Source organism: Streptomyces sclerotialus (assembly GCF_040907265.1).
Classification (GTDB): domain Bacteria; phylum Actinomycetota; class Actinomycetes; order Streptomycetales; family Streptomycetaceae; genus Streptomyces; species Streptomyces sclerotialus.
Map to the genome: position 1 here is coordinate 6,118,402 of NZ_JBFOHP010000002.1, position 19,680 is coordinate 6,138,081.

Here is a 19,680-nt window from a genome sequence, read left to right on the forward strand (position 1 = left end):
CGGACCGACCGGACACACTGGAGGCGCCCCCTTGACCAGCAGCACGCAGCACCCGACCGCCTCGGGCCCGGGCCCGGAGGGGAGCCCGGCCGCCCCGCGCCCGGACCTGGCTGGAGGACCGACCGCCCCGGGGCAGAGGCCGGGTGGGGGCCTGGCCGTGGGGCAGGACGACCCGGGGCGGAGCCCGGGTGCGGATCGGGATGCGGTTCCGGCTGCCGGGGGCGCCGTGGCGCCGCAGATTCCGGTCGTCGTGCTCGCCGGATTCCTGGGGTCCGGCAAGACCACCCTGCTCAACCACCTGCTGAGCCGGAGCGGAGGCACCCGGATCGGGGCGGTCGTGAACGACTTCGGGGCGATCGAGATCGACGCGATGCTGGTCGCGGGACAGGTCGACTCGATGGTGTCGCTGGGGAACGGGTGCCTGTGCTGCGCGGTCGACACCAGCGAGCTGGACACGTACCTGGAGCGGCTGGCGCGGCCGTCCTCCCGCATCGACGTCATCGTCATCGAGGCGAGCGGCCTGGCCGAGCCGCAGGAGCTCATCCGGATGGTCCTGGCCGGCGAGAGCGACCGGATCGTGTACGGCGGGCTGGTCGAGGTGGTCGACGCGGCGGAGTTCGAGAACACCCGCGTCCGCCACCCGGAGCTGGACCGGCACCTGGGCATCGCGGACCTGGTCGTCCTCAACAAGGCCGACCGGATCGGTGACGCGCGGCGAGCGGAGCTGCTGGGCACCCTCGGTGAACTGGCACCCGGTACGCCCGTGGTGCCCGCCGCGTACGGCCGGGTCGATCCGGAGCTGCTCTTCGAGCGGCGCCCCCGGGAAGGCGTGTCCGAGGGGCAGCTCTCCTTCGAGGACCTGCTCAGGGAGGAGGCCGAGCACGAGGAGTGCACGGCAGGCGAGGGCGGTACCGGCACCGGTGACGGGTGCAGCGCTGCTGACGGGGGCAGTGACGACGGCGGGCGGGAGTGCGGTGACGGGCACCGTCACCGGCGGCATCTGCACTCGGCCTACGAGACGGTCGAGTTCACCTCGGCCGAGCCGATGCACCCGCGGCGGTTGATCGAGTTCCTGGACGCGCGGCCCGCGGGGCTGTACCGCATCAAGGGGTTCGTGCACTTCGGGGTGGAGGGGAGCGGGCAGAAGTTCACCGTGCACGCGGTCGGCAACTTCCTGCGGTTCTACCCCGGGGAGTGGGACGAGGGGGAGGAACGGCTGACGCAGCTGGTGCTCATCGGGTCCGGCATCGATGGGCCGGGCCTGCGCAAGGAGCTGGACGCCTGCCGCGACACGGCGCCCGGGGAGACCGACCCGCACGCGATGTGGGGCGTGCTGCGGTACGTACCGTCGACCGCCTCCGACGAGGAGCCGGAGGAGACCGAGGACGACGAGCGGTAGACGGCCGGGAAGGGCCGCACGCCGCCCCTGCCCCTGACTCTGCCGCTCCTACCCCGCACCACGGCTCCGGCGTCGTACGGGTCCCAGGAGGGCCCGTACGACGCCAGGGCTGTGGCCTGCTGTGGTGCTTACACCGGTGGTGCTTACACCGGGCCCGCCAGCGCGGTCACCGGCTTTGCGAGGGGTACGCCCGAGCCGTCGCGGCGCGGGTCCGGTTCCGGGAGGGGTACCGGGTTGCCCTTGGCGTCCGCGGCGCGGGCCGGGGCGGCGCCGGCCCAGGCCAGGGTGAGGTGGTCCTCACCCTTCAGGAAGCGCTGGCAGCGGACGCCGCCGGTCGCCCGGCCCTTGCGCGGGTACTGGTCGAACGGGGTGAGCTTGGCAGTGCTGACCCCGTCGTCCAGCGTGCCGTGCGAGCCGGAGACGGTGAAGACCACCGCGTCCGCCGCCGGGTCGACGGCGGTGAAGGAGATCACCTTCGCGTCGGAGCCGAGCTTGATGCCGGTCATGCCGCCGGCGGCGCGGCCCTGCGGGCGTACCTGCGAGGCCGGGTAACGCAGCAGCTGGGCCTCGTCGGTGATGAAGACGAGATCCTCCTCGCCGGTGCGCAGCTCGACGGCGCCGACGATGCGGTCGCCGTCCTTGAGGGTGATGACTTCCAGCACTTCCTTGTGGGCCGGATAGTCGGGGACGACTCTCTTCACCACGCCCTGTTCCGTACCGAGGGCGAGGCCTGGTGAGGACTCGTCGAGGGTGGTGAGGCAGACCAGCTCCTCGCCGTCCGCCAGCGTCAGGAACTCGGAGACCTTCGCGCCGCCGGACAGACTGGGGGCCGAGGCGGTCTCCGGCAGCTGGGGCAGGTCGATGACCGACAGGCGCAGCAGCCGTCCGGCGGAGGTGACCGCACCGACCTCGGCGCGGGCGGTGGCGGGCACGGCGGAGACGATGACGTCGTGCTTGGCGCGCTTGGCGTCGGTGTCGAAGGCGCCCTCGCCGCCCGCCGTACGGGCGAGGAGGCCCGTGGAGGACAGCAGGACGCGGCACGGGTCGTCGGCGACCTCCAGGGGCACCGCGGCGGCGGTGGCGCCGGAGGACTCCAGCAGGACCGTGCGGCGGTCGGTGCCGTACTTCTTGGCGACCGCGGCCAGTTCGGAGGAGACCAGCTTCCGCAGCTCGGCGTCCGATTCGAGAATCTTGGTCAGCTTGTCGATGTCGGCGCGGAGGGTGTCGCGCTCGGACTCCAGCTCGATGCGGTCGAACTTGGTGAGGCGGCGCAGCGGGGTGTCGAGAATGTACTGCGTCTGGATGTCGCTCAGCCCGAAGCGCTCCATCAGACGCTGCTTGGCCTCGGCGCTGTTCTCGCTGGAGCGGATGAGGCGGATGACCTCGTCGATGTCGACAAGGGCGGTGAGCAGGCCCTCGACGAGGTGCAGCCGGTCGCGCTTCTTGGTGCGGCGGAACTCGCTGCGGCGCCGGACCACCGTGAAGCGGTGGTCGACGTAGACCTCCAGCAGCTCCTTCAGGCCCAGCGTCAGGGGCTGGCCGTCGACCAGCGCGACGTTGTTGATGCCGAAGGACTCCTCCATGGGCGTGAGCTTGTAGAGGGTCTCCAGGACGGCTTCGGGGTTGAAGCCGTTCTTGATCTCGATGACGAGGCGGAGGCCGTGCTCGCGGTCGGTGAGGTCCTTGACGTCGGCGATGCCCTGCAGCTTCTTCGAGCCGACCAGGTCCTTGATCTTGGAGATGACCTTCTCGGGGCCGACCGTGAAGGGCAGTTCCGTGACGACCAGGCCCTTGCGGCGGGCCGTGACGTTCTCGACGGTCGCGGTGGCGCGCATCTTGAAGGAGCCGCGGCCCTTCTCGTACGCGTCACGGATGCCGGAGAGGCCGACGATGCGGCCGCCGGTGGGCAGGTCAGGCCCCGGGACGTACTTCATCAGCGTCTCGAGGTCGGCGTTCGGGTGCTTGATGAGGTGCCGGGCGGCGGCGATGACCTCGCCGAGGTTGTGCGGCGGCATGTTCGTCGCCATGCCGACGGCGATGCCGGAGGTGCCGTTGACGAGGAGGTTCGGGTACGCCGCCGGGAGGGCGACCGGCTCCTGCTCCTGGCCGTCGTAGTTGGGCTGGAAGTCGACGGTGTCCTCGTCGATGGACTCCGTCATCAGGGACGTCGCGGAGTCCATCCGGCACTCGGTGTACCGCATGGCGGCGGGCGGGTCGTCGTTGCCGAGCGAGCCGAAGTTGCCGTGGCCGTCGACCAGCGGCAGCCGCATGGAGAAGGGCTGCGCCATGCGCACCAGCGCGTCGTAGATCGACGCGTCGCCGTGCGGGTGGAGCTTACCCATGACCTCGCCGACGACGCGGGCGCACTTCACGTACCCGCGGTCGGGGCGCAGGCCCATCTCGTTCATCTGGTACAGGATGCGGCGGTGCACGGGCTTGAGGCCGTCGCGTGCGTCGGGCAGGGCGCGCGAGTAGATGACCGAATACGCGTACTCCAGGAAGGAACCCTGCATCTCATCGACGACGTCGATGTCGAGGATCCGCTCCTCGAAGTCCTGGGGCTCCGGGGTGCCCCCTGAGGGTCGGGTCTTCGTGCTGCGGCGGGCCATCGCGGCTGCGGCTCCTTCGCTCGAACTCTGCTTCGCTTACGGCTACGGCGTCTGCTGGCCGGCGGGCCGGGGCGGGTGCTCCCGTCCTGCCGGGCAGGCTCAGCGGCCGGTGCTGGATGCTCAACGGCTGAGCCTGTTGCGGACCATTGTGGCCCGCGGGTCTGACAACGCCGACCGCGACCCGTCCGTACGCCCGTCCGAGCCGGATGTGCGGCGGGCCTCGTTCCGGGGAATCTCCTTGCGGCGGGGTGCCGGGCGGGAACTTCGCCAGATGTCGGCGCGCTTGCATACAGTGACAGAACTTCCTCGCAAGCGGATCGAAGGGACGTACATGCCCATGGGTCACACGGCCACAGAACAAGCCGGGTCCGGCGGCCTGACAGCGACCGAGCACCGGCTGGCCAACGGCCTGCGCGTGGTGCTCTCCGAGGACCACCTGACCCCCGTCGCGGCGGTCTGCCTGTGGTACGACGTCGGCTCCCGCCACGAGGTGAAGGGCCGTACGGGCCTGGCGCACCTCTTCGAGCACCTGATGTTCCAGGGATCGGCGCAGGTCAAGGGCAACGGTCACTTCGAGCTGGTGCAGGGCGCCGGCGGCTCGCTCAACGGCACCACGAGCTTCGAGCGCACGAACTACTTCGAGACCATGCCGGCCCACCAGCTGGAGCTCGCCCTGTGGCTGGAGGCGGACCGGATGGGCTCGCTGCTGACCGCGCTGGACGAGGAGTCGCTGGAGAACCAGCGCGACGTGGTGAAGAACGAGCGCCGCCAGCGGTACGACAACGTGCCTTACGGGACGGCGTTCGAGAAGCTGACGGCGATGGCCTACCCGGAGGGCCACCCGTACCACCACACGCCCATCGGGTCCATGGCCGACCTGGACGCCGCCTCCCTGGAGGACGCGCGGAACTTCTTCCGTACGTACTACGCGCCCAACAACGCCGTGCTGTCCATCGTGGGCGACATCGACCCCGAGCAGACGCTCGCCTGGGTGGAGAAGTACTTCGGCACCATCCCCGGCCACGAGGGCAAGCAGCCGCCGCGGGACGGCTCGCTGCCCGAGATCATGGGCAAGGAGCTGCGCGAGGTCGTGCACGAGGAGGTGCCCTCGCGGGCCCTCATGGCGGCGTACCGGCTGCCGCACGACAACACCCGTGAGGCTGATGCCGCGGACGTCGCGTTGACGATCCTGGGCGGCGGCGAGTCCTCCCGGCTCTACAACCGCCTCGTGCGCCGCGACCGCAGCGCCGTCGCGGCGGGCTTCGGACTGCTGCGCCTGGCGGGCGCGCCCTCGCTGGGCTGGCTGGACGTGAAGACGTCGGCCGGCGTGGAGGTCCCCGCCATCGAGCGGGCGGTGGACGAGGAGCTGAAGCGCTTCGCCGAGGAGGGGCCGACCGCCGAGGAGATGGAGCGCGCGCAGGCCCAGTTGGAGCGCGAGTGGCTGGACCGCCTGGAGACGGTCGCCGGGCGCGCGGACGAACTGTGCCGGTACGCGGTGCTGTTCGGCGACCCGCAGCTCGCGCTGAGCGCCGTACAGCGCGTCCTGGAGATCACTCCCGAGGAGGTGCAGGCGGTCGCCCAGGCCCGGCTGCGCCCGGACAACCGTGCGGTGCTGGTCTACGAGCCGACCGGGCCCGCCGAGGCCGCCGCCGTGGAGGCCACCGAGGCCGACGCGGCCGCCGCCCAGCACGAGACCGAGACCGAGGAGGCGGCCCAGTGACCGACGCCGTGACCCCCACCATGACCTTCCACCCGCAGCCGCAGGCCGGACAGCCGAAGCCGTGGGCGTTCCCGGCACCGGTGCGCGGCACGCTCGGCAACGGCCTGACGGTGCTGCGCGCCGACCGGCCGGGCCAGCAGGTCGTCGCCGTCGAGATCAACCTCGTCGCGCCGCTGGAGGCCGAGCCCGAGGGCCTGGACGGCGTCGCCACCATCATGGCGCGCGCGTTCTCCGAGGGCACCGACAAGCACGACGCCGAGGAGTTCGCCGCCGAGCTGGAGCGGTGCGGCGCCACCCTGGACGCGCACGCCGACCACCCCGGTGTCCGCGTCTCCCTCGAAGTGCCGGCCTCCCGTCTCACCAAGGCGCTCGGGCTGCTCGCCGACGCCCTGCGTGCCCCGGCCTTCCCGGACAGCGAGATCGAGCGCCTGGTGCGCAACCGCCTGGACGAGATCCCGCACGAGCTCGCCAATCCCGGCCGGCGGGCCGCGATGGCGCTGTCCAAGGAGCTGTTCCCGGCCGCCTCCCGGATGTCCCGGCCGCGCCAGGGCACCGAGGAGACGGTGGCGCGTATCGACGCCGCCGCGGTGCGTGCCTTCTACGAGGCGCACGTACGCCCCGCCACGGCCACCGCCGTGGTCGTCGGGGACTTCACCGGGGTGGACCTGGACGCGGCGCTGGCGGAGACCCTCGGGGCGTGGACGGGCTCCACCGCCGAGCCGGTCGCGGCCTCGCCCATCGTCGCCGACGACACCGGCCGTGTCGTCATCGTGGACCGGCCCGGCGCCGTCCAGACGCAGCTGCTCATCGGCCGGATCGGTGCCGACCGGCACGACCGCGTGTGGCCGGCGCAGGTGCTCGGCACCTACTGCCTGGGCGGCACGCTCACGTCCCGGCTGGACCGTGTGCTGCGCGAGGAGAAGGGCTACACCTACGGCGTGCGGGCGTTCGGTCAGGTGCTGCGCTCCTCCGCTGACGGCACGGGCGCCGCGATGCTGGCCATCAGCGGCTCGGTGGACACCGAGTCCACGGAGCCGGCGCTGGCCGACCTCTGGAAGGTGCTGCGGACGCTGGCCGCCGAGGGGCTGACCGACGCCGAGCGCGACGTGGCGGTGCAGAACCTGGTCGGTGTGGCGCCGCTGAAGTACGAGACGGCCGCGGCCGTCGCAGGGACGCTCGCCGACCAGGTCGAGCAGCACCTCCCCGACGACTTCCAGGCGGAGCTGTACCGGCGCATGGCCGAGACCGGCACGGTCGAGGCGACCGCCGCCGTGGTCAACGCCTTCCCGGTGGACCGGCTCGTCACGGTCCTCGTCGGTGACGCGGCGCAGATCGCGGAGCCGGTACGGAAGCTGGGCATCGGCGAGGTGTCGGTCGTCAAGGGCTGATCAGGAGGGACCGGCGGCGGAAGCGGACCGCTGCCGGCCGTTGCGGTAGCGGGTGTGAACGTCGCCTGCCCGGCAGGGTGCGAGCACGGACCGGAGCACGTCGTACCGGTGCCGTCGACGGTGGCGTGAAGCCTGTCAACGCCGCCCGTATACCAGGACATAACGGGTCCCGGGTCGCCAATGCGGCCCGGGATCTTCGCTTTTGTCCGGAATGCAGTAGGTGGTTGCCTGTGCCCCGTGTGGCGTCCGGCACAAACTCCCGATTCTGTTTGCTGATCGCGAGATGTCCCGTTTAGCGTCGGTCCGGCTGTTCGACAGAAGTGCGCCGCACCCGCGGCCGCCGGGCAGTCATCGCCGAGTCCCCGTACGGCGCGAGCCAGGGGAGCCGGGGACCCACATGTCCCTTGGGGTGAATCGGCGCCCTCTCCGGAGGGGGCCGTAGGAGACCTTCCTGCTCCGAACCCGTCAGCTAACCCGGTAGGCGAGAAGGAAGGAAAGGAGTGCGCCGGTCATGGCGTTCACCCGTGCCACCGGCAAGCATCGCCGCCCCGGCCGTGCTGCCCGGACCACCCGCAACATCGCCGGCATAGCCGCGGCGACCGGCGTCGCCGTCTCCATCGCCTCCCCGGCGCTGGCCGCGGGCGAGGAGCCGGCCGCCACCGTCACCGACGCCGGTCTGACCCGCGCCATCGCCGACACCGGTGACCGGGTCGCCGACAACATCGTCGCGCAGGCCGACGCGCAGGAGGAGGCCGCCGAGGTCGCCGCCGCCCGCGCCCAGGTCGAGGACGCCGCCGTCAAGAGCGCCGAGGCCGCCAAGAAGAAGGCCCAGGAGGAGCGGCGCAAGGCCGCCGCCGAGGCCGCCGAGAAGAAGGCCGCGGCCAAGAAGGCCGGCGAGACCCGCGCCTCGCGCTCGGACGCCCGTACCACCCTCAGCGCCTCCGGTTACGTCTCGCCGATCGCCGGCAGCTACGTCTCCACGCCGTACAAGGCCTCCAGCGGCCTGTGGTCCTCCGGCAGCCACACCGGCATCGACTTCCACGCCGCCTCCGGCACCGCCGTCCACGCCGTCGGCGCGGGCACCGTCGTCGAGGCCGGCTGGGGCGGCGCGTACGGCAACAACGTCGTCCTCAAGATGGACGACGGCACGTACACCCAGTACGGCCACCTGTCGTCCATCAGCGTCTCGGTCGGCCAGAAGGTCTCCGCGAACCAGCAGATCGCGCTGTCCGGCAACACCGGCAACACCACCGGCCCGCACCTGCACTTCGAGGCGCGCACCGGCCCGGACTACGGCTCGGACATCGACCCGATCGCGTACCTGCGCTCGCACGGCGTCAACGTCTGAGGCGGCCCGCATCGTACGGCGCACCCCGCGTGCCCCTCGGAACCCCGGCCCACCGGCCGGGGTTCCGGCGTTTCCGGACGCGCTCGCGTCCCCGCTTCCCCGCGAATACCCGTTCACCGGCCAAAAATTATCCATGAATTCGTCACGGCCGTCGGAAATGGCCGTCCGGTGTCATAGAGTCGCGGAAAAGGCGTCGCCCGGCGGCGTTTCCAGAGGATTGCGGCGGAGGCACGGACGATGCGAGGGAACATTTCGGCGCATGCGGTCTGCACGGCGATTCGCGACGACATCGTCTCCGGTGTGTTCCCGCCCGGTTCCCGGCTGATCGAGGAGCTGCTCGCCTCCCGGTACGGCGTCTCCCGCGTCCCCGTGAGAGAGGCGCTGCGCACCCTGGAGTCCGAGGGGTTCGTCACCACCCGGCGGCACGCCGGCGCGTGCGTGGCCGAGCCGACCGAGCAGGAGGCCGCCGACCTCCTGGACATCCGGCTCCTCCTGGAGCCCCTGGGCGCCGCCCGTGCCGCGACCCGCCGCTCCACCGCGCACCTGAAGGTGCTGCGCGGTCTGGTGCGCATCGGGCGCGCGAGGGCCCCCCACGGCAACCCTGCCGACCTGCGGCAGCTGGACGGCTGGTTCCATGAGACGCTCGCCCAGGCGACGGGCAGCGCCAGCATGACGGCGCTGCTCACCCAGGTGCGCCGCAAGATCGACTGGGTGTACGCGGTCGACCTGGGCCGGACGCCGCCCGGTGACGTGGGCCGGTACTGGCAGGAGCACGGCGCGATCGTGGACGCGGTGGCGCGCGGCGACGCCGAACGCGCCCGTGCGCTGACCACCGCACATGTGGAGCGCGCACTGCCCGCCTACCGGCTGCGCCATCCCGCGCCGGGGGTGAGGGAAGCGAAACAGCCCGTAAACATGGCGCGCGTCCAGAATTAACACCGCTGCCGTATACAACTCCTGGGGAATTCAGCCCCCCTGGTTCGGCGTGCCCGAATATTCTCGCGCGGCTTCGAAAAGGGAAATTCGGGTGTGCCGCGTAAGCCGTCTGCAGGCGGGGCGGGTGAAGAATTCCTCGGCGACTGCAGCGGCGGGACGGCGGGTGACGGGTCCGGCCCGCCACCGTGCGAAACGGCCCCGCCCGTGACTCCTGCGGGAGTCACCGTGGCGGGGCCGTGAAGGCGGTGCCGGGCGGCGTGCGGCCGCCGGCCTGCCCGAAGGGTCAGACCGTCTCCGGGAGCTCCTCGAGGCCCTCGGAGACGAGCTTCGCCAGGCGGTCCAGCGCGGCGTCGGCGCCCTCGGCGTCCGAAGCCAGCACGATCTCCTCGCCACCCTGGGCGCCCAGGCCCAGGACCGCGAGCATGGAAGCGGCGTTGACGGGGTTGCCGTCGCCCTTGGCGATCGTGACCGGCACGCCGGAAGCGGTGGCCGCACGGACGAAGATCGAGGCGGGGCGGGCGTGCAGACCCTCGGCCCATCCGACATTGACGCGGCGCTCAGCCATTGTGTTGCCCTTCGGGTCGGAAAAGTTGTCTAGACCAGTGTCTCACGCGGGCACCGGTGGTCCGGTGTGCCCAGCCCGCACGAGCGCTCGGATCCTAGAAGCCCAAGCCTGCGTCACGCCCAGGCTGTACGCATGCTGAGACCCGCTCGTACGCACCGTCCCGCCGCGGGGTACGTACGGTCGTGTCCGAGGCGCCCTCCGGCACTTCGGCCGCCCCCTGATACGCAGCCGGTCGTACGCTGTCCGCATGGAGACGCCGTCGGATGCCGCCGCCTACCCCGCCCACTGGGAAGCCGACGTGGTGCTGCGTGACGGCGGCACCGCCCGGATCCGCCCCATCACCCCGGACGACGCGGAACGCCTGGTCTCCTTCTACGAGCAGGTCTCCGACGAGTCGAAGTACTACCGCTTCTTCGCGCCCTACCCCCGGCTCTCCGACCGCGACGTGCACCGCTTCACCCACCACGACTACGTCGACCGGGTAGGGCTCGCCGCCTTCGTGGGCGGCGAGATGATCGCCACCGTCCGGTACGACCGCATCAGCGCCGACGGCCGGCCCGCCACCGGGCCTGACGCCGACCAGGCCGAGGTCGCCTTCCTCGTCCAGGACGACCAGCAGGGCCGCGGCGTCGCCTCCGCGCTCATGGAGCACATCGCCGCGGTCGCCCGCGAGCGCGGCATCCGCCGCTTCGTCGCCGAGATCCTGCCCGCCAACACCAAGATGATCAAGGTGTTCACGGACGCCGGCTACACCCAGAAGCGCACCTTCGAGGACGGCGTCGTCCGCCTCGAATTCGGCCTGGAACCCACCGAGCAGTCCGTCGCCGTCATGCGCGGCCGCGAGCACCGCGCCGAGGCCCGCTCCGTACAGCGGCTGCTCGCCCCGGGGTCGGTCGCCGTCATCGGTACGGGGCGCGCCCCCGGAGGCGTCGGTCGCTCCGCCCTGCGCAACATCCTGGACGCCGGCTTCACCGGCCACACGTACGCCGTCAACCGCGCCTTCCCCGAAGGCGGCAGCACGCTGGACCCGGAGGGCGTACCCGCCTACCGCTCGCTCCGGGACATCCCCGGCCCCGTCGACCTGGCCGTCGTCGCCGTACCCGCCGAGCATGTCCCCGACGTCGTCCGCGACTGCGGCGAACACGGCGTCCAGGGGCTGGTCATCCTCACCTCCGGGTACGCGGAGGCCGGCCCCGAAGGGCGCGAGAAGCAGCGCGCACTGCTGCGCCAGGCCCGCTCGTACGGCATGCGGCTGGTCGGCCCGAACGCCTTCGGACTGATCAACACCGCCCCCGGCGTCCGCCTCAACGCCTCCCTGTCGCCCCGGCTGCCCGGCGCGGGCCGCGTCGGCCTCTTCACCCAGTCCGGCGCGATCGGCATCGGACTGCTCAGCGCCCTCCACGAGCGCGGCTCCGGGGACGGCGCCATCGCCGGGGTCTCCACCTTCGTGTCGGCCGGCAACCGCGCCGACGTCTCCGGCAACGACCTGCTCCAGTACTGGTACGAGGACCCCGCCACCGACGTCGCCCTGCTGTACCTGGAGTCGATCGGCAACCCCCGCAAGTTCACCCGGCTCGCCCGCCGCACCGCCGCCGCCAAGCCCGTCGTGGTCGTCAAGGGCGCCCGGCACAGCGGCACCGTCCCGCTCGGCCACACCGTCCCCGCCACCCGCATCCCCGACGCCACGGTCTCCGCCCTCATGCGGCAGGCCGGCGTCATCCGGGTCGGCACCGTCACCGAGCTGATCGACGCGGGACTGCTGCTCGCCTCCCAGCCGCTGCCCGCCGGCCCCCGGGTCGCGATCCTCGGCAACTCCGAAGCGCTCGCCCTCCTCGCGTACGACGCGTGCCTCACCGAGGGGCTGCGCCCGCAGCGCCCTCATGTACTGCCCTTCGCCGCCACGACGGCCGAGTTCCGTGCCGCACTGGCCGACGCCCTCGCCGGTGACCGCATCGACGCGGTCCTCCTCACCGCGATCCCGTGGGTCGCCGAGGGCAGCAGCGCGGACCCCGAGGAGATCGCGGCCCTCGCCACGGCCCTGCGCGAGGCCGCGGCCGAAGGCCCCGCCAAGCCGGTCACCGTCGTCCACCTGGCGATGGACGAACTGGCGGGGGCGCTCTCGGACACGGCGGAATCTCCGCAGACGCCGGGAAGCACGGGCGAGCAGGAAGCCGCCGAGGACACCTCCGGGACGCCGCGGGAGCGCCCCTCCGGGCTGCCCCGCATCCCCGCCTACCCCGCAGCCGAGCGGGCCGTACGGTCCCTCGCCGAGGCCGTCCGGTACGCGACCTGGCGCCGCGAGTCCGCGGCGCCCGGCAAGGTCCCCGAGTACGACGACATCCAGGAGGCCGCGGCAGGCGCCGACATCGAGCGGCTCCTCGACGAGCTCACCGCCGACGCCGAACCCCACCGCTCCGTGGCGCTGCCCGCCGACGAGGCCGCGGCCCTGCTCGGCCGCTACGGCATCCGCGTACGCGCCGCCCTCCCCGCTCCCGACGCGGACGCCGCCGTGCGCGCCGCCGAGGCCCTGGGCTACCCGGTCGCCCTGAAGACCACGGCGCCGCACCTGCGGCACCGCGCCGACCTCGGGGGCGTGCGCCTCGACCTCCCGGGGGAACGCGCCCTGCGCCGCGCCTATCAGGAGCTGACCGACTTCCTCGGGAAGCCCGAAGAGCTGCGCCCCGTGGTGCAGGCCATGGTCCCGCGCGGCGTCGACACCCTCATCCGGGCCTCCATCGACCCCGCGGCCGGTGCCGTCCTCTCCTTCGGGCTGGCCGGCGCCCCCTCCCAGCTCCTCGGCGACACCGCACACCGCCTCATCCCCGCCACCGACCGCGACGTCGCCGAACAGATCCGCTCCATCCGGAGCGCACCGCTGCTCTTCGGGTGGCGCGGCTCGCAGCCCGTGGACAGCGCGGCCCTGGAGGAACTGCTGCTGCGCGTCTCCCGGCTCGTCGACGACCACCCCGAGGTCGTCGGCATCGACCTGGAACCGGTCGTCGTCGCCCCCCAGGGGCTCTCCGTCCTCAGCGCCTCCGTACGCCTGGCACGCCCCCCGGCCACCACCGACCTCGGCCCCCGCCGCCTCCCCGTGTACTGACCCCCGGCCCGCCCGCCTGCGGCCCGTACCGGGCCCGGCGCCCCGTAGGATGGATCCCATGGCTAAGACCGGTACGACGACCCAGGGGCTGCGCGCGGCGATCGAGCGCAGCGGCTATTACCCGGCACTCGTGGCCGAGGCGGTGCAGGCCGCGATCGGCGGCGAGCCCGTGGTGTCGTACGTGGTCCACCAGGAGACGACCTTCGACGCCAACGAAGTACGCCGCCACGTCACGGTCCTGGTCCTCACGGACACCCGCTTCATCGTCAGCCACACCGACGAGCAGGCCGCCGACGCCACGTCGCCGACGCCGTACGCCACCACCTCCACGGAGTCGGTGAAGCTCGGCCGCATCTCCTCCGTGGTGCTCAGCCGCGTCGTCGCCAACCCGGAGGCGTACACCCCGGGCCAGCTGCCCCGCGAGGTCGTGCTGACCATCGGCTGGGGCGCCGTCTCCCGGCTCGACCTGGAGCCCGCCAGCTGCGGCGACCCGAACTGCGAGGCCGACCACGGCTACACCGGCTCCTCCACCGCCGACGACCTCTCGCTGCGCGTCAGCGAGGCTGGCGACGGCCCGGACACCGTCCGGCAGACGCTCGCCTTCGCCCAGGCGCTCTCCGAAGCCACCGCAGCCTCCGGCGCCCGCTGATGGCGGGTTACGCCGTGGACCCGGCGTCCGCCTGGCCCGAACCGCTGGACCTCGCCACCGCGCCGGTGCCCCGCTACGGCACCGGCTCGCTCGCCGACCTGCTGCCCGCCGTCACCGCCGGCCAGGGCCTGGCCCACGCGCAGCCGACGAGCCTGGAGCTGGCGCCCGCCGACCGCGCCTGCGTCTTCCTGATCGACGGGCTGGGCTGGGAGGTGCTGCGCGCGCATCCGGACGAGGCGCCGTTCCTCACCTCGCTGCTCGGTACCTCCATGAACGGCACCGGGCGCCCGATGACGGCCGGTTTCCCGTCCACCACGGCCACCTCGCTCGCCTCGGTCGGCACGGGCCTGCCGCCGGGCGCGCACGGCCTCGCCGGGTACACCGTCCAGGACCCGGCCACCGGGGCGCTGATGAACCAGCTGCGCTGGTACCCCTGGACCGACCCGCACGCCTGGCAGCCGTACCCCACGGTCTTCCAGCAGGCGCACGCCGCGGGCATCCACACCTGCCAGGTCTCGGCGCCCGACTTCGAGCGCACCCCGCTCACCCGGATCGCGCTCAGCGGCGGCACGTTCCACGGCCGGCTCTCCGGTGAGGACCGGATGGACCTGGCCGCCGAGCAGCTGGCCGCCGGCGACCGTTCGCTCGTCTACACGTACTACTCCGAGGTCGACGGCAAGGGCCACCGCTACGGCGTCGACTCCGACGCCTGGCGCGGCCAGCTGATGTACGTGGACCGGCTCGCCGAGCGCCTCGCCGAGCAGCTCCCGCCCCGCTCAGCCCTCTACATCACCGCCGACCACGGCATGCTCGACATCCCGTTCGACCCCGAGTCCCGCGTCGACTTCGACGAGGACTGGGAACTGCGTGCGGGCGTGCGCCTGCTGGGCGGCGAGGGCCGCTGCCGCCATGTGTACGCGCATCCGGGCGCGGCCGACGACGTGCTCGCGGTCTGGCGCGAGGTGGTCGGCGACCGGATGTGGGTGGCCGGACGCGAGGAGGCGATCGCCGCCGGGTGGTTCGGACCGCACGTCGACGACCGGGTACGGAGCAGGATCGGTGATGTGGTGGCCGCCGCGCATGCCGACATGGTGATCATCGCGAGCGAGAACGAACCGCGGGAATCGGCGATGGTCGGCATGCACGGCTCCATGACCCCGGTCGAACAGCTCGTCCCCCTCCTGGAAGTCCGCACCTGACGCGCACGGCATGCGTTGTCAGTGGCACCCGTTACTGTGCTGAGCAGGGGCTCTCCGTTCCCCCATGGGGGAAGTGGGGGGGCGAATCGATACGGCGAGCGGCCGTGGCGAGCGGCCGTGTCCTCCTGGCTCCGCCCCCTCGTGACCCCCTTCCCATAACCCCCTTGTACGACCCGATGGACGTCGGTACGGTCCGGCGCGCGCCCGAAAGGCGACCACATCCCCCATGGCTGAACTGGTGTTCTTCAGCGGCACGATGGACTGCGGGAAGTCGACGCTCGCGCTGCAGATCGAGCACAACCGCTCCGCACGCGGTCTGCAGGGCATCATCTGCACCCGGGACGACCGGGCCGGCAGCGGCCGGCTCTCCTCGCGGCTGGGTCTCGCCGTCGACGCCGTCGAGGTCGCCGACGACCTGGACTTCTACGCCTACGTCGTCGGCCGCATCAGCTCCGGCGCCCGGGTCGACTACGTCATCGCCGACGAGGCGCAGTTCCTGACCCCCGACCAGATCGAGCAGCTGGCCCGTGTGGTGGACGACCTGGAACTGGACGTCTTCGCCTTCGGGATCACCACCGACTTCCGCAGCAAGCTCTTCCCCGGGTCCCAGCGGCTGGTCGAACTGGCCGACCGCATAGAGGTGCTTCAGGTCGAGGCACTGTGCTGGTGCGGCGCCCGCGCCACGCACAACGCCCGTACGGTCGGCGGGCAGATGGTCGTCGAGGGCGACCAGGTGGTCGTGGGGGACGTGTACGCGGCCGGGACCGAGGTCGGGTACGAGGTCCTCTGCCGACGCCACCACAGGCGCCGCCAGACCGCCGCGTCCGCGCACGCCGCGGCGCTCTCCCCGGACGTCCTCCCGGTCGACCCGGCCGACCCCGACCCGGTCGACCCGGCCGTCCCGGTCGACGTGGCGGAGTGAGGGGAGAGCGGCCGAACGGTACGGCTCCCTGCGGTCACCCCTGCAGGTGTGCCCTCCGCGGTCACCACGCAGGCGTGCCCTTCGCGGTCATCCCGCAGGCCGCTGGATCACCGTGAACTCGGCCCCCTCCGGGTCGGCGACCACCGCCAGCCGCCCGTAGGACGAGTCCTGGGGACCGCCGGTCACCCGTCCGCCCAGCTCCACGACCCGGCGGGCCGCGGCGTCCGTGTCGGAGACCGCGAAGTACGTCGTCCAGTGCGGCCCCCGGTCTCCGGGGAGCGCATCGCCCACGCCCCGGATGCCCGCCACCGGGCGCCCCTTGAGGCGCAGCGTCACGTGGTCGGAGCCGGGCCCGCCGTCCGCCTCCGCCTCGAAGCCGAAGACGTGCTCGTAGAATCTGGCGGCCGTGGCGGCCTCCTGGGTCACCAGTTCGTTCCACGCCAGGGTGCCGGGTTCGCCGACCACCGCCGTGCCCTTCATCGTGTGCCCCTGCCAGATCCCGAAGACCGCGCCCTGCGGGTCCGAGGCGAGCGCCATCCGCCCCGCCCGGTCGGCGTCCAGCGGGCCGACCCCGATCGTGCCGCCGCAGGCGTGGATGCGCTCCGTGACGGCGTCCGCGTCGTCGCTCGCGAGGTAGGGGGTCCAGGCGATGGACAGGTGCCGCTCCGGAGGCAGCACGCCGATGCCCGCCACCTCACGGCCGGCGAGCAGCGCCCGTACGTAGGGCCCGAGTTGCTGCGGCCCGGGGCGGAACTCCCAGGCGAACAGCGCACTGTAGAAGTCCTGTGTCGCGGACAGGCCGTGCACCATGAGACTCACCCAGCAAGGGGTGCCGGGCACCCGCCGACTCGCTGCCTCGGTCGTCATCGTCGCTCGCTCCTCGGGCCATAAGGGGGTGGGACCGTACGGGTAAGGGCTGTGCTGGGCAGATGCTCGCACCCTCGGGTGCGTGGCGCGGGTCGGCCGCGCCGCCGGTCGCGCGAACCGGGTGTGCGGCGGGCCGGAGAGCGCCCGATGTGATGACGCAGGTTCGTTTCTGCCGATGTCACCGTCCGGCGTGACGGACCTCCTCATGAACGTCATGAACGGGTTCAGGCACACCCGCACGGACTCGGCCACGGTCGGCGTGGCCCGGCCGTGACTGCGCGAGGATGGGCCCATGAATGCCATCATCTCCGCTTCCGAACTGGCGAGCGAGCTTGCGGGCGGTACGCCTCCGGTGCTCCTCGATGTCCGCTGGCAGCTCGGCGGCCCGCCCGGGCGTCCCGAATACGAGAAGGGCCACCTGCCCGGCGCCGTCTACGTCGCCCTGGACACCGAACTGGCCGGGCCCGCGGGCGACGCGGGCCGCCATCCGCTGCCGGACCCGGAGGTCTTCGCCGCCGCGATGCGCGCGGCCGGGGTCTCCAAGGACAGCGAGGTGGTCGTGTACGACGGCGCGCAGGGCTGGGCGGCGGCCCGCGCCTGGTGGCTGCTGCGCTGGGCGGGGCACGAGTCCGTCCGCGTACTGGACGGCGGCCTGGCGGCGTGGCGGGCGGCGGGCGGTGAGCTGACCGACGAGGAACCCGCTCCGGAGCCCGGGGACTTCACGGTGGCGCCCGGTGCGCTGCCGGTGCTGAACGCCGACGAGGCGGCCGCTCTGGCCCGTCGCGGGGTGCTTCTGGACGCGCGGGCGGCGGAGCGTTACCGGGGCGACGTGGAGCCGATCGACCGGGTCGGCGGCCACATCCCCGGGGCGCGCTCCGCGCCGACGACCGAGAACGTCACCGCCGACGGCACGCTCCGGCCGGCCGCCGAACTGGCCGAGCGCTTCACCGCTCTGGGTGCCGTGCCGGGCGCCGAGGTCGGCGTCTACTGCGGCTCGGGGGTCTCGGCGGCCCAGGAGGTCCTGGCGCTGGCCGTGGCGGGCGTACCGGCCGCCCTGTATGTCGGCTCCTGGAGCGAGTGGTCGGCCGACCCGTCGCGCCCGGTCGCGACGGGCCCGGACGCGGGCTGACCGTCACCGGCCCACTACCGGGGCTGGTCCGTACCGCTGTCTGCTGCCGCAGTCCGTCCGCTGTCCGCTGCCTGCTGTCGGTGCACACCGCTGCCGGTCCGTACCGGTGGCGGGCGTGCAGGCGCCGTCCATGGCCGCTCGCCGTCCATGGCCGCTCGCCGTCCATGGCCGCTCACCGTCCACGGCCGCTCGCCGTGGACGGCGTACGGCCACGGTGTACGGCCTCCGGAGCACCGGCCTGCCGCTCAGAAGCTCCGAAAGGGGCTCCGGAAGAAGCTCCGGAAGAAGGCGCGGGTGCACGCAGTCGCCGGGACGCCACGTGAGCCGTCTCGAGGCACGGCCTTGGGCGGTGTGCCCAGAGGACCGTTTCTGCACCGTGGGTCCGGCCTGTCGAAGCCGTAACCGGGCCTCTGGCCGTCGCCGCCTGACCGCTGGGCGGTCAGGCGTCCGGCTTCTTGCGCCGCGTACCGAAGACGATCTCGTCCCAGCTGGGCACGGCGGCGCGGCGGCCGGGGCGGACGCCGTCCGCTTCGGCCTGGCGGTCGGTGGTGCCCTTCAGCCGGTCCCGGTGCCCCGCGACCGAGCGCGGCATCAGTACGTCGGCGTACGCGGAGCCCGCGCCGGCGCTCGCCGCCGGCGGCTCCTCGACCTCGGTCTCCGTCGACGGTTCGTCGTCCGGCGGCGTCTTCGGCTCGGGGACGACCAGGTCGCCGCGGAAGCTCGGCACCGCCTCCAGGAGGCTGGTGAGCGAGTCGCGCGGGTCCCGCTCCTCGAGGTCCTCGGCCGAGGCCGCGGGCACGTCGTCCTCGTCGTCCGGCGGCGCCGGACGCTCGGCGGACTGCGGTTGGTCCAGGGAGCGGTCCAGCGGCCGGTCCCGGGGCAGCCGGGCGATCCGCGGCACGAACGGGAAGCTGGGCTCCGGGGTGTCGTCGGTCTCGCCGATCAGCGCACGGGCCTCGTCGTCCACGGCCTGCACGAGCCGCCGGGGCGGGTCGTACGTCCAGCTCGCGGAGTGCGGCTCGGCCGCGACGCGGTAGACCAGCAGCACCTCCCAGGTGCCGTCGTCCCGGCGCCAGGAGTCCCACTGCACGCTGTCCTTGTCGGCGCCGCGCAGCAGCAGCCGCTCGGCGACCGCCTCGCCCAGCTGCGGACCGGTGTTCTCGCCGGGGCGGCGTACGGGTGTCTTCCGGGCGCGCTCGGCCATGAACGCGCGTTCCGCCAGTACGGGGCCCTCGAAGCGCCGCACCCGGTCGACGGGGATGCCGGCGAGCTGGGCGACCTCCTCGGCGGACGCACCGGCCCGTATACGGGCCTGGATGTCGCGTGGCCTGAGGTGGCTCTCCACCTCGATCTCGATCTGGCCCAGGCGTGCGCGGTCGTTACGCACCGCGGCACGCAGCCGCTCGTCGATCGGCAGCGTGTACTCGGTGCTGTCCGCAGCCTTGAGCACCAGCCGTGTGCCGTCGTTCGAGACGGCCACGACACGCAGTTCGGGCATGGGGACCTCCCGGGTGGTGCCTGCCGACGTCACGTGCGTCGCTGCTTCCGCTAGTCGAGTGTGGCCTGCCCGGGTGCAGCCTGCCACAACATTGCCGAGTTGCCCGGCGTGTCAGGCTGTGGCCCTGAAACGCCGTTATGACACGGTAACCAGTTTGCAACCTCCGGTGACCGTACCGGTTGCCCTGTCTACCAGCACCCCGTGCCGAGTGACGGCGCCCCGGGGCGAGTGCCGCCTTGGTAGGCCCCTCCCGTGGGTCCGGGCAGCCGGACGGGAAACCGGGGCCAGGATTCGCAACAGTACTCCATTCGGACCACCGGAGCGGTGCGCCGCGCCGCCAAGTTTTCGCTG

14 protein-coding genes and 1 riboswitch are annotated in these 19,680 nt (G+C 72.7%); of the genes, 10 read left to right on the forward strand and 4 right to left on the reverse strand.

The genetic code is table 11. The features are described 5' to 3' along the window. The first annotated feature begins 226 nt into the window (after positions 1-226). On the forward strand, positions 227-1,399 hold the full coding sequence (locus AAC944_RS27065; RefSeq protein WP_030618658.1) for a CobW family GTP-binding protein: 1,173 nt from the start codon (positions 227-229) through the stop codon (positions 1,397-1,399). Positions 1,400-1,542: 143 nt separating this feature from the next. On the opposite strand, the gene AAC944_RS27070 is transcribed toward AAC944_RS27065, so the two are convergent. Beyond that, the gene (locus AAC944_RS27070) at positions 1,543-4,008 is read right to left on the reverse strand and encodes a DNA gyrase/topoisomerase IV subunit A (protein ID WP_030618656.1); all 2,466 of its coding nucleotides are present in this window, start codon (positions 4,006-4,008) and stop codon (positions 1,543-1,545) included. Positions 4,009-4,345: 337 nt separating this feature from the next. On the opposite strand from AAC944_RS27070, the gene AAC944_RS27075 reads away from it, so the two are divergent. From AAC944_RS27075 to AAC944_RS27090, 4 genes are all read left to right on the forward strand, one after another. Next, on the forward strand, positions 4,346-5,728 hold the full coding sequence (locus tag AAC944_RS27075) for a M16 family metallopeptidase (protein ID WP_037772738.1): 1,383 nt from the start codon (positions 4,346-4,348) through the stop codon (positions 5,726-5,728). Between the two features lie 20 nt (positions 5,729-5,748). After that, positions 5,749-7,116, forward strand: coding sequence for a M16 family metallopeptidase (locus AAC944_RS27080; RefSeq protein WP_107054198.1), 1,368 nt, complete (start codon positions 5,749-5,751; stop codon positions 7,114-7,116). Between the two features lie 342 nt (positions 7,117-7,458). Continuing rightward, positions 7,459-7,614: riboswitch (cyclic di-AMP (ydaO/yuaA leader) on the forward strand. Positions 7,615-7,627: 13 nt separating this feature from the next. Then, complete coding sequence (locus tag AAC944_RS27085) at positions 7,628-8,464, forward strand: M23 family metallopeptidase (protein WP_030618649.1); 837 nt, start codon at positions 7,628-7,630, stop codon at positions 8,462-8,464. Positions 8,465-8,701: 237 nt separating this feature from the next. Continuing rightward, positions 8,702-9,400: a GntR family transcriptional regulator gene (locus AAC944_RS27090; RefSeq protein ID WP_030618645.1), complete on the forward strand. Its 699-nt coding sequence runs from the start codon at positions 8,702-8,704 to the stop codon at positions 9,398-9,400. A 283-nt stretch (positions 9,401-9,683) separates the two neighbouring features. Here AAC944_RS27090 and AAC944_RS27095 read toward each other — a convergent pair whose 3' ends face one another. Next, complete coding sequence (locus AAC944_RS27095; RefSeq protein ID WP_030618643.1) at positions 9,684-9,965, reverse strand: HPr family phosphocarrier protein; 282 nt, start codon at positions 9,963-9,965, stop codon at positions 9,684-9,686. A 247-nt stretch (positions 9,966-10,212) separates the two neighbouring features. Here AAC944_RS27095 and AAC944_RS27100 point away from each other — a divergent pair, with 247 nt between their 5' ends. The 4 genes from AAC944_RS27100 (at position 10,213) to AAC944_RS27115 (ending at position 15,835) form a co-directional block, all read left to right on the forward strand. Next, positions 10,213-13,065, forward strand: a complete 2,853-nt coding sequence (locus AAC944_RS27100; RefSeq protein WP_030618640.1) for a bifunctional acetate--CoA ligase family protein/GNAT family N-acetyltransferase — start codon at positions 10,213-10,215, stop codon at positions 13,063-13,065. 58 nt (positions 13,066-13,123) lie between these two features. Further along, a complete protein-coding gene (locus AAC944_RS27105; protein ID WP_030618637.1) occupies positions 13,124-13,714 on the forward strand; it encodes a DUF5998 family protein in 591 nt (196 codons plus the stop codon). Continuing rightward, positions 13,714-14,913, forward strand: coding sequence for an alkaline phosphatase family protein (locus AAC944_RS27110; protein WP_030618632.1), 1,200 nt, complete (start codon positions 13,714-13,716; stop codon positions 14,911-14,913). The genes AAC944_RS27105 and AAC944_RS27110 overlap by 1 nt, the downstream gene beginning before the upstream one ends. 226 nt (positions 14,914-15,139) lie before the next feature. Beyond that, positions 15,140-15,835 (forward strand): thymidine kinase, encoded by a 696-nt coding sequence (locus tag AAC944_RS27115; RefSeq protein WP_051872012.1) that lies wholly within the window; start codon positions 15,140-15,142, stop codon positions 15,833-15,835. An 87-nt stretch (positions 15,836-15,922) separates the two neighbouring features. Here AAC944_RS27115 and AAC944_RS27120 read toward each other — a convergent pair whose 3' ends face one another. Continuing rightward, complete coding sequence (locus AAC944_RS27120; protein WP_030618626.1) at positions 15,923-16,702, reverse strand: VOC family protein; 780 nt, start codon at positions 16,700-16,702, stop codon at positions 15,923-15,925. 292 nt (positions 16,703-16,994) lie between these two features. Between AAC944_RS27120 and AAC944_RS27125 the strand changes: the two genes are divergently transcribed. Beyond that, positions 16,995-17,831, forward strand: coding sequence for a sulfurtransferase (locus tag AAC944_RS27125; RefSeq protein ID WP_030618624.1), 837 nt, complete (start codon positions 16,995-16,997; stop codon positions 17,829-17,831). Between the two features lie 439 nt (positions 17,832-18,270). On the opposite strand, the gene sepH is transcribed toward AAC944_RS27125, so the two are convergent. Further along, positions 18,271-19,362: a septation protein SepH gene (gene sepH / locus AAC944_RS27130; RefSeq protein WP_078888731.1), complete on the reverse strand. Its 1,092-nt coding sequence runs from the start codon at positions 19,360-19,362 to the stop codon at positions 18,271-18,273. Positions 19,363-19,680 lie beyond the last annotated feature (318 nt).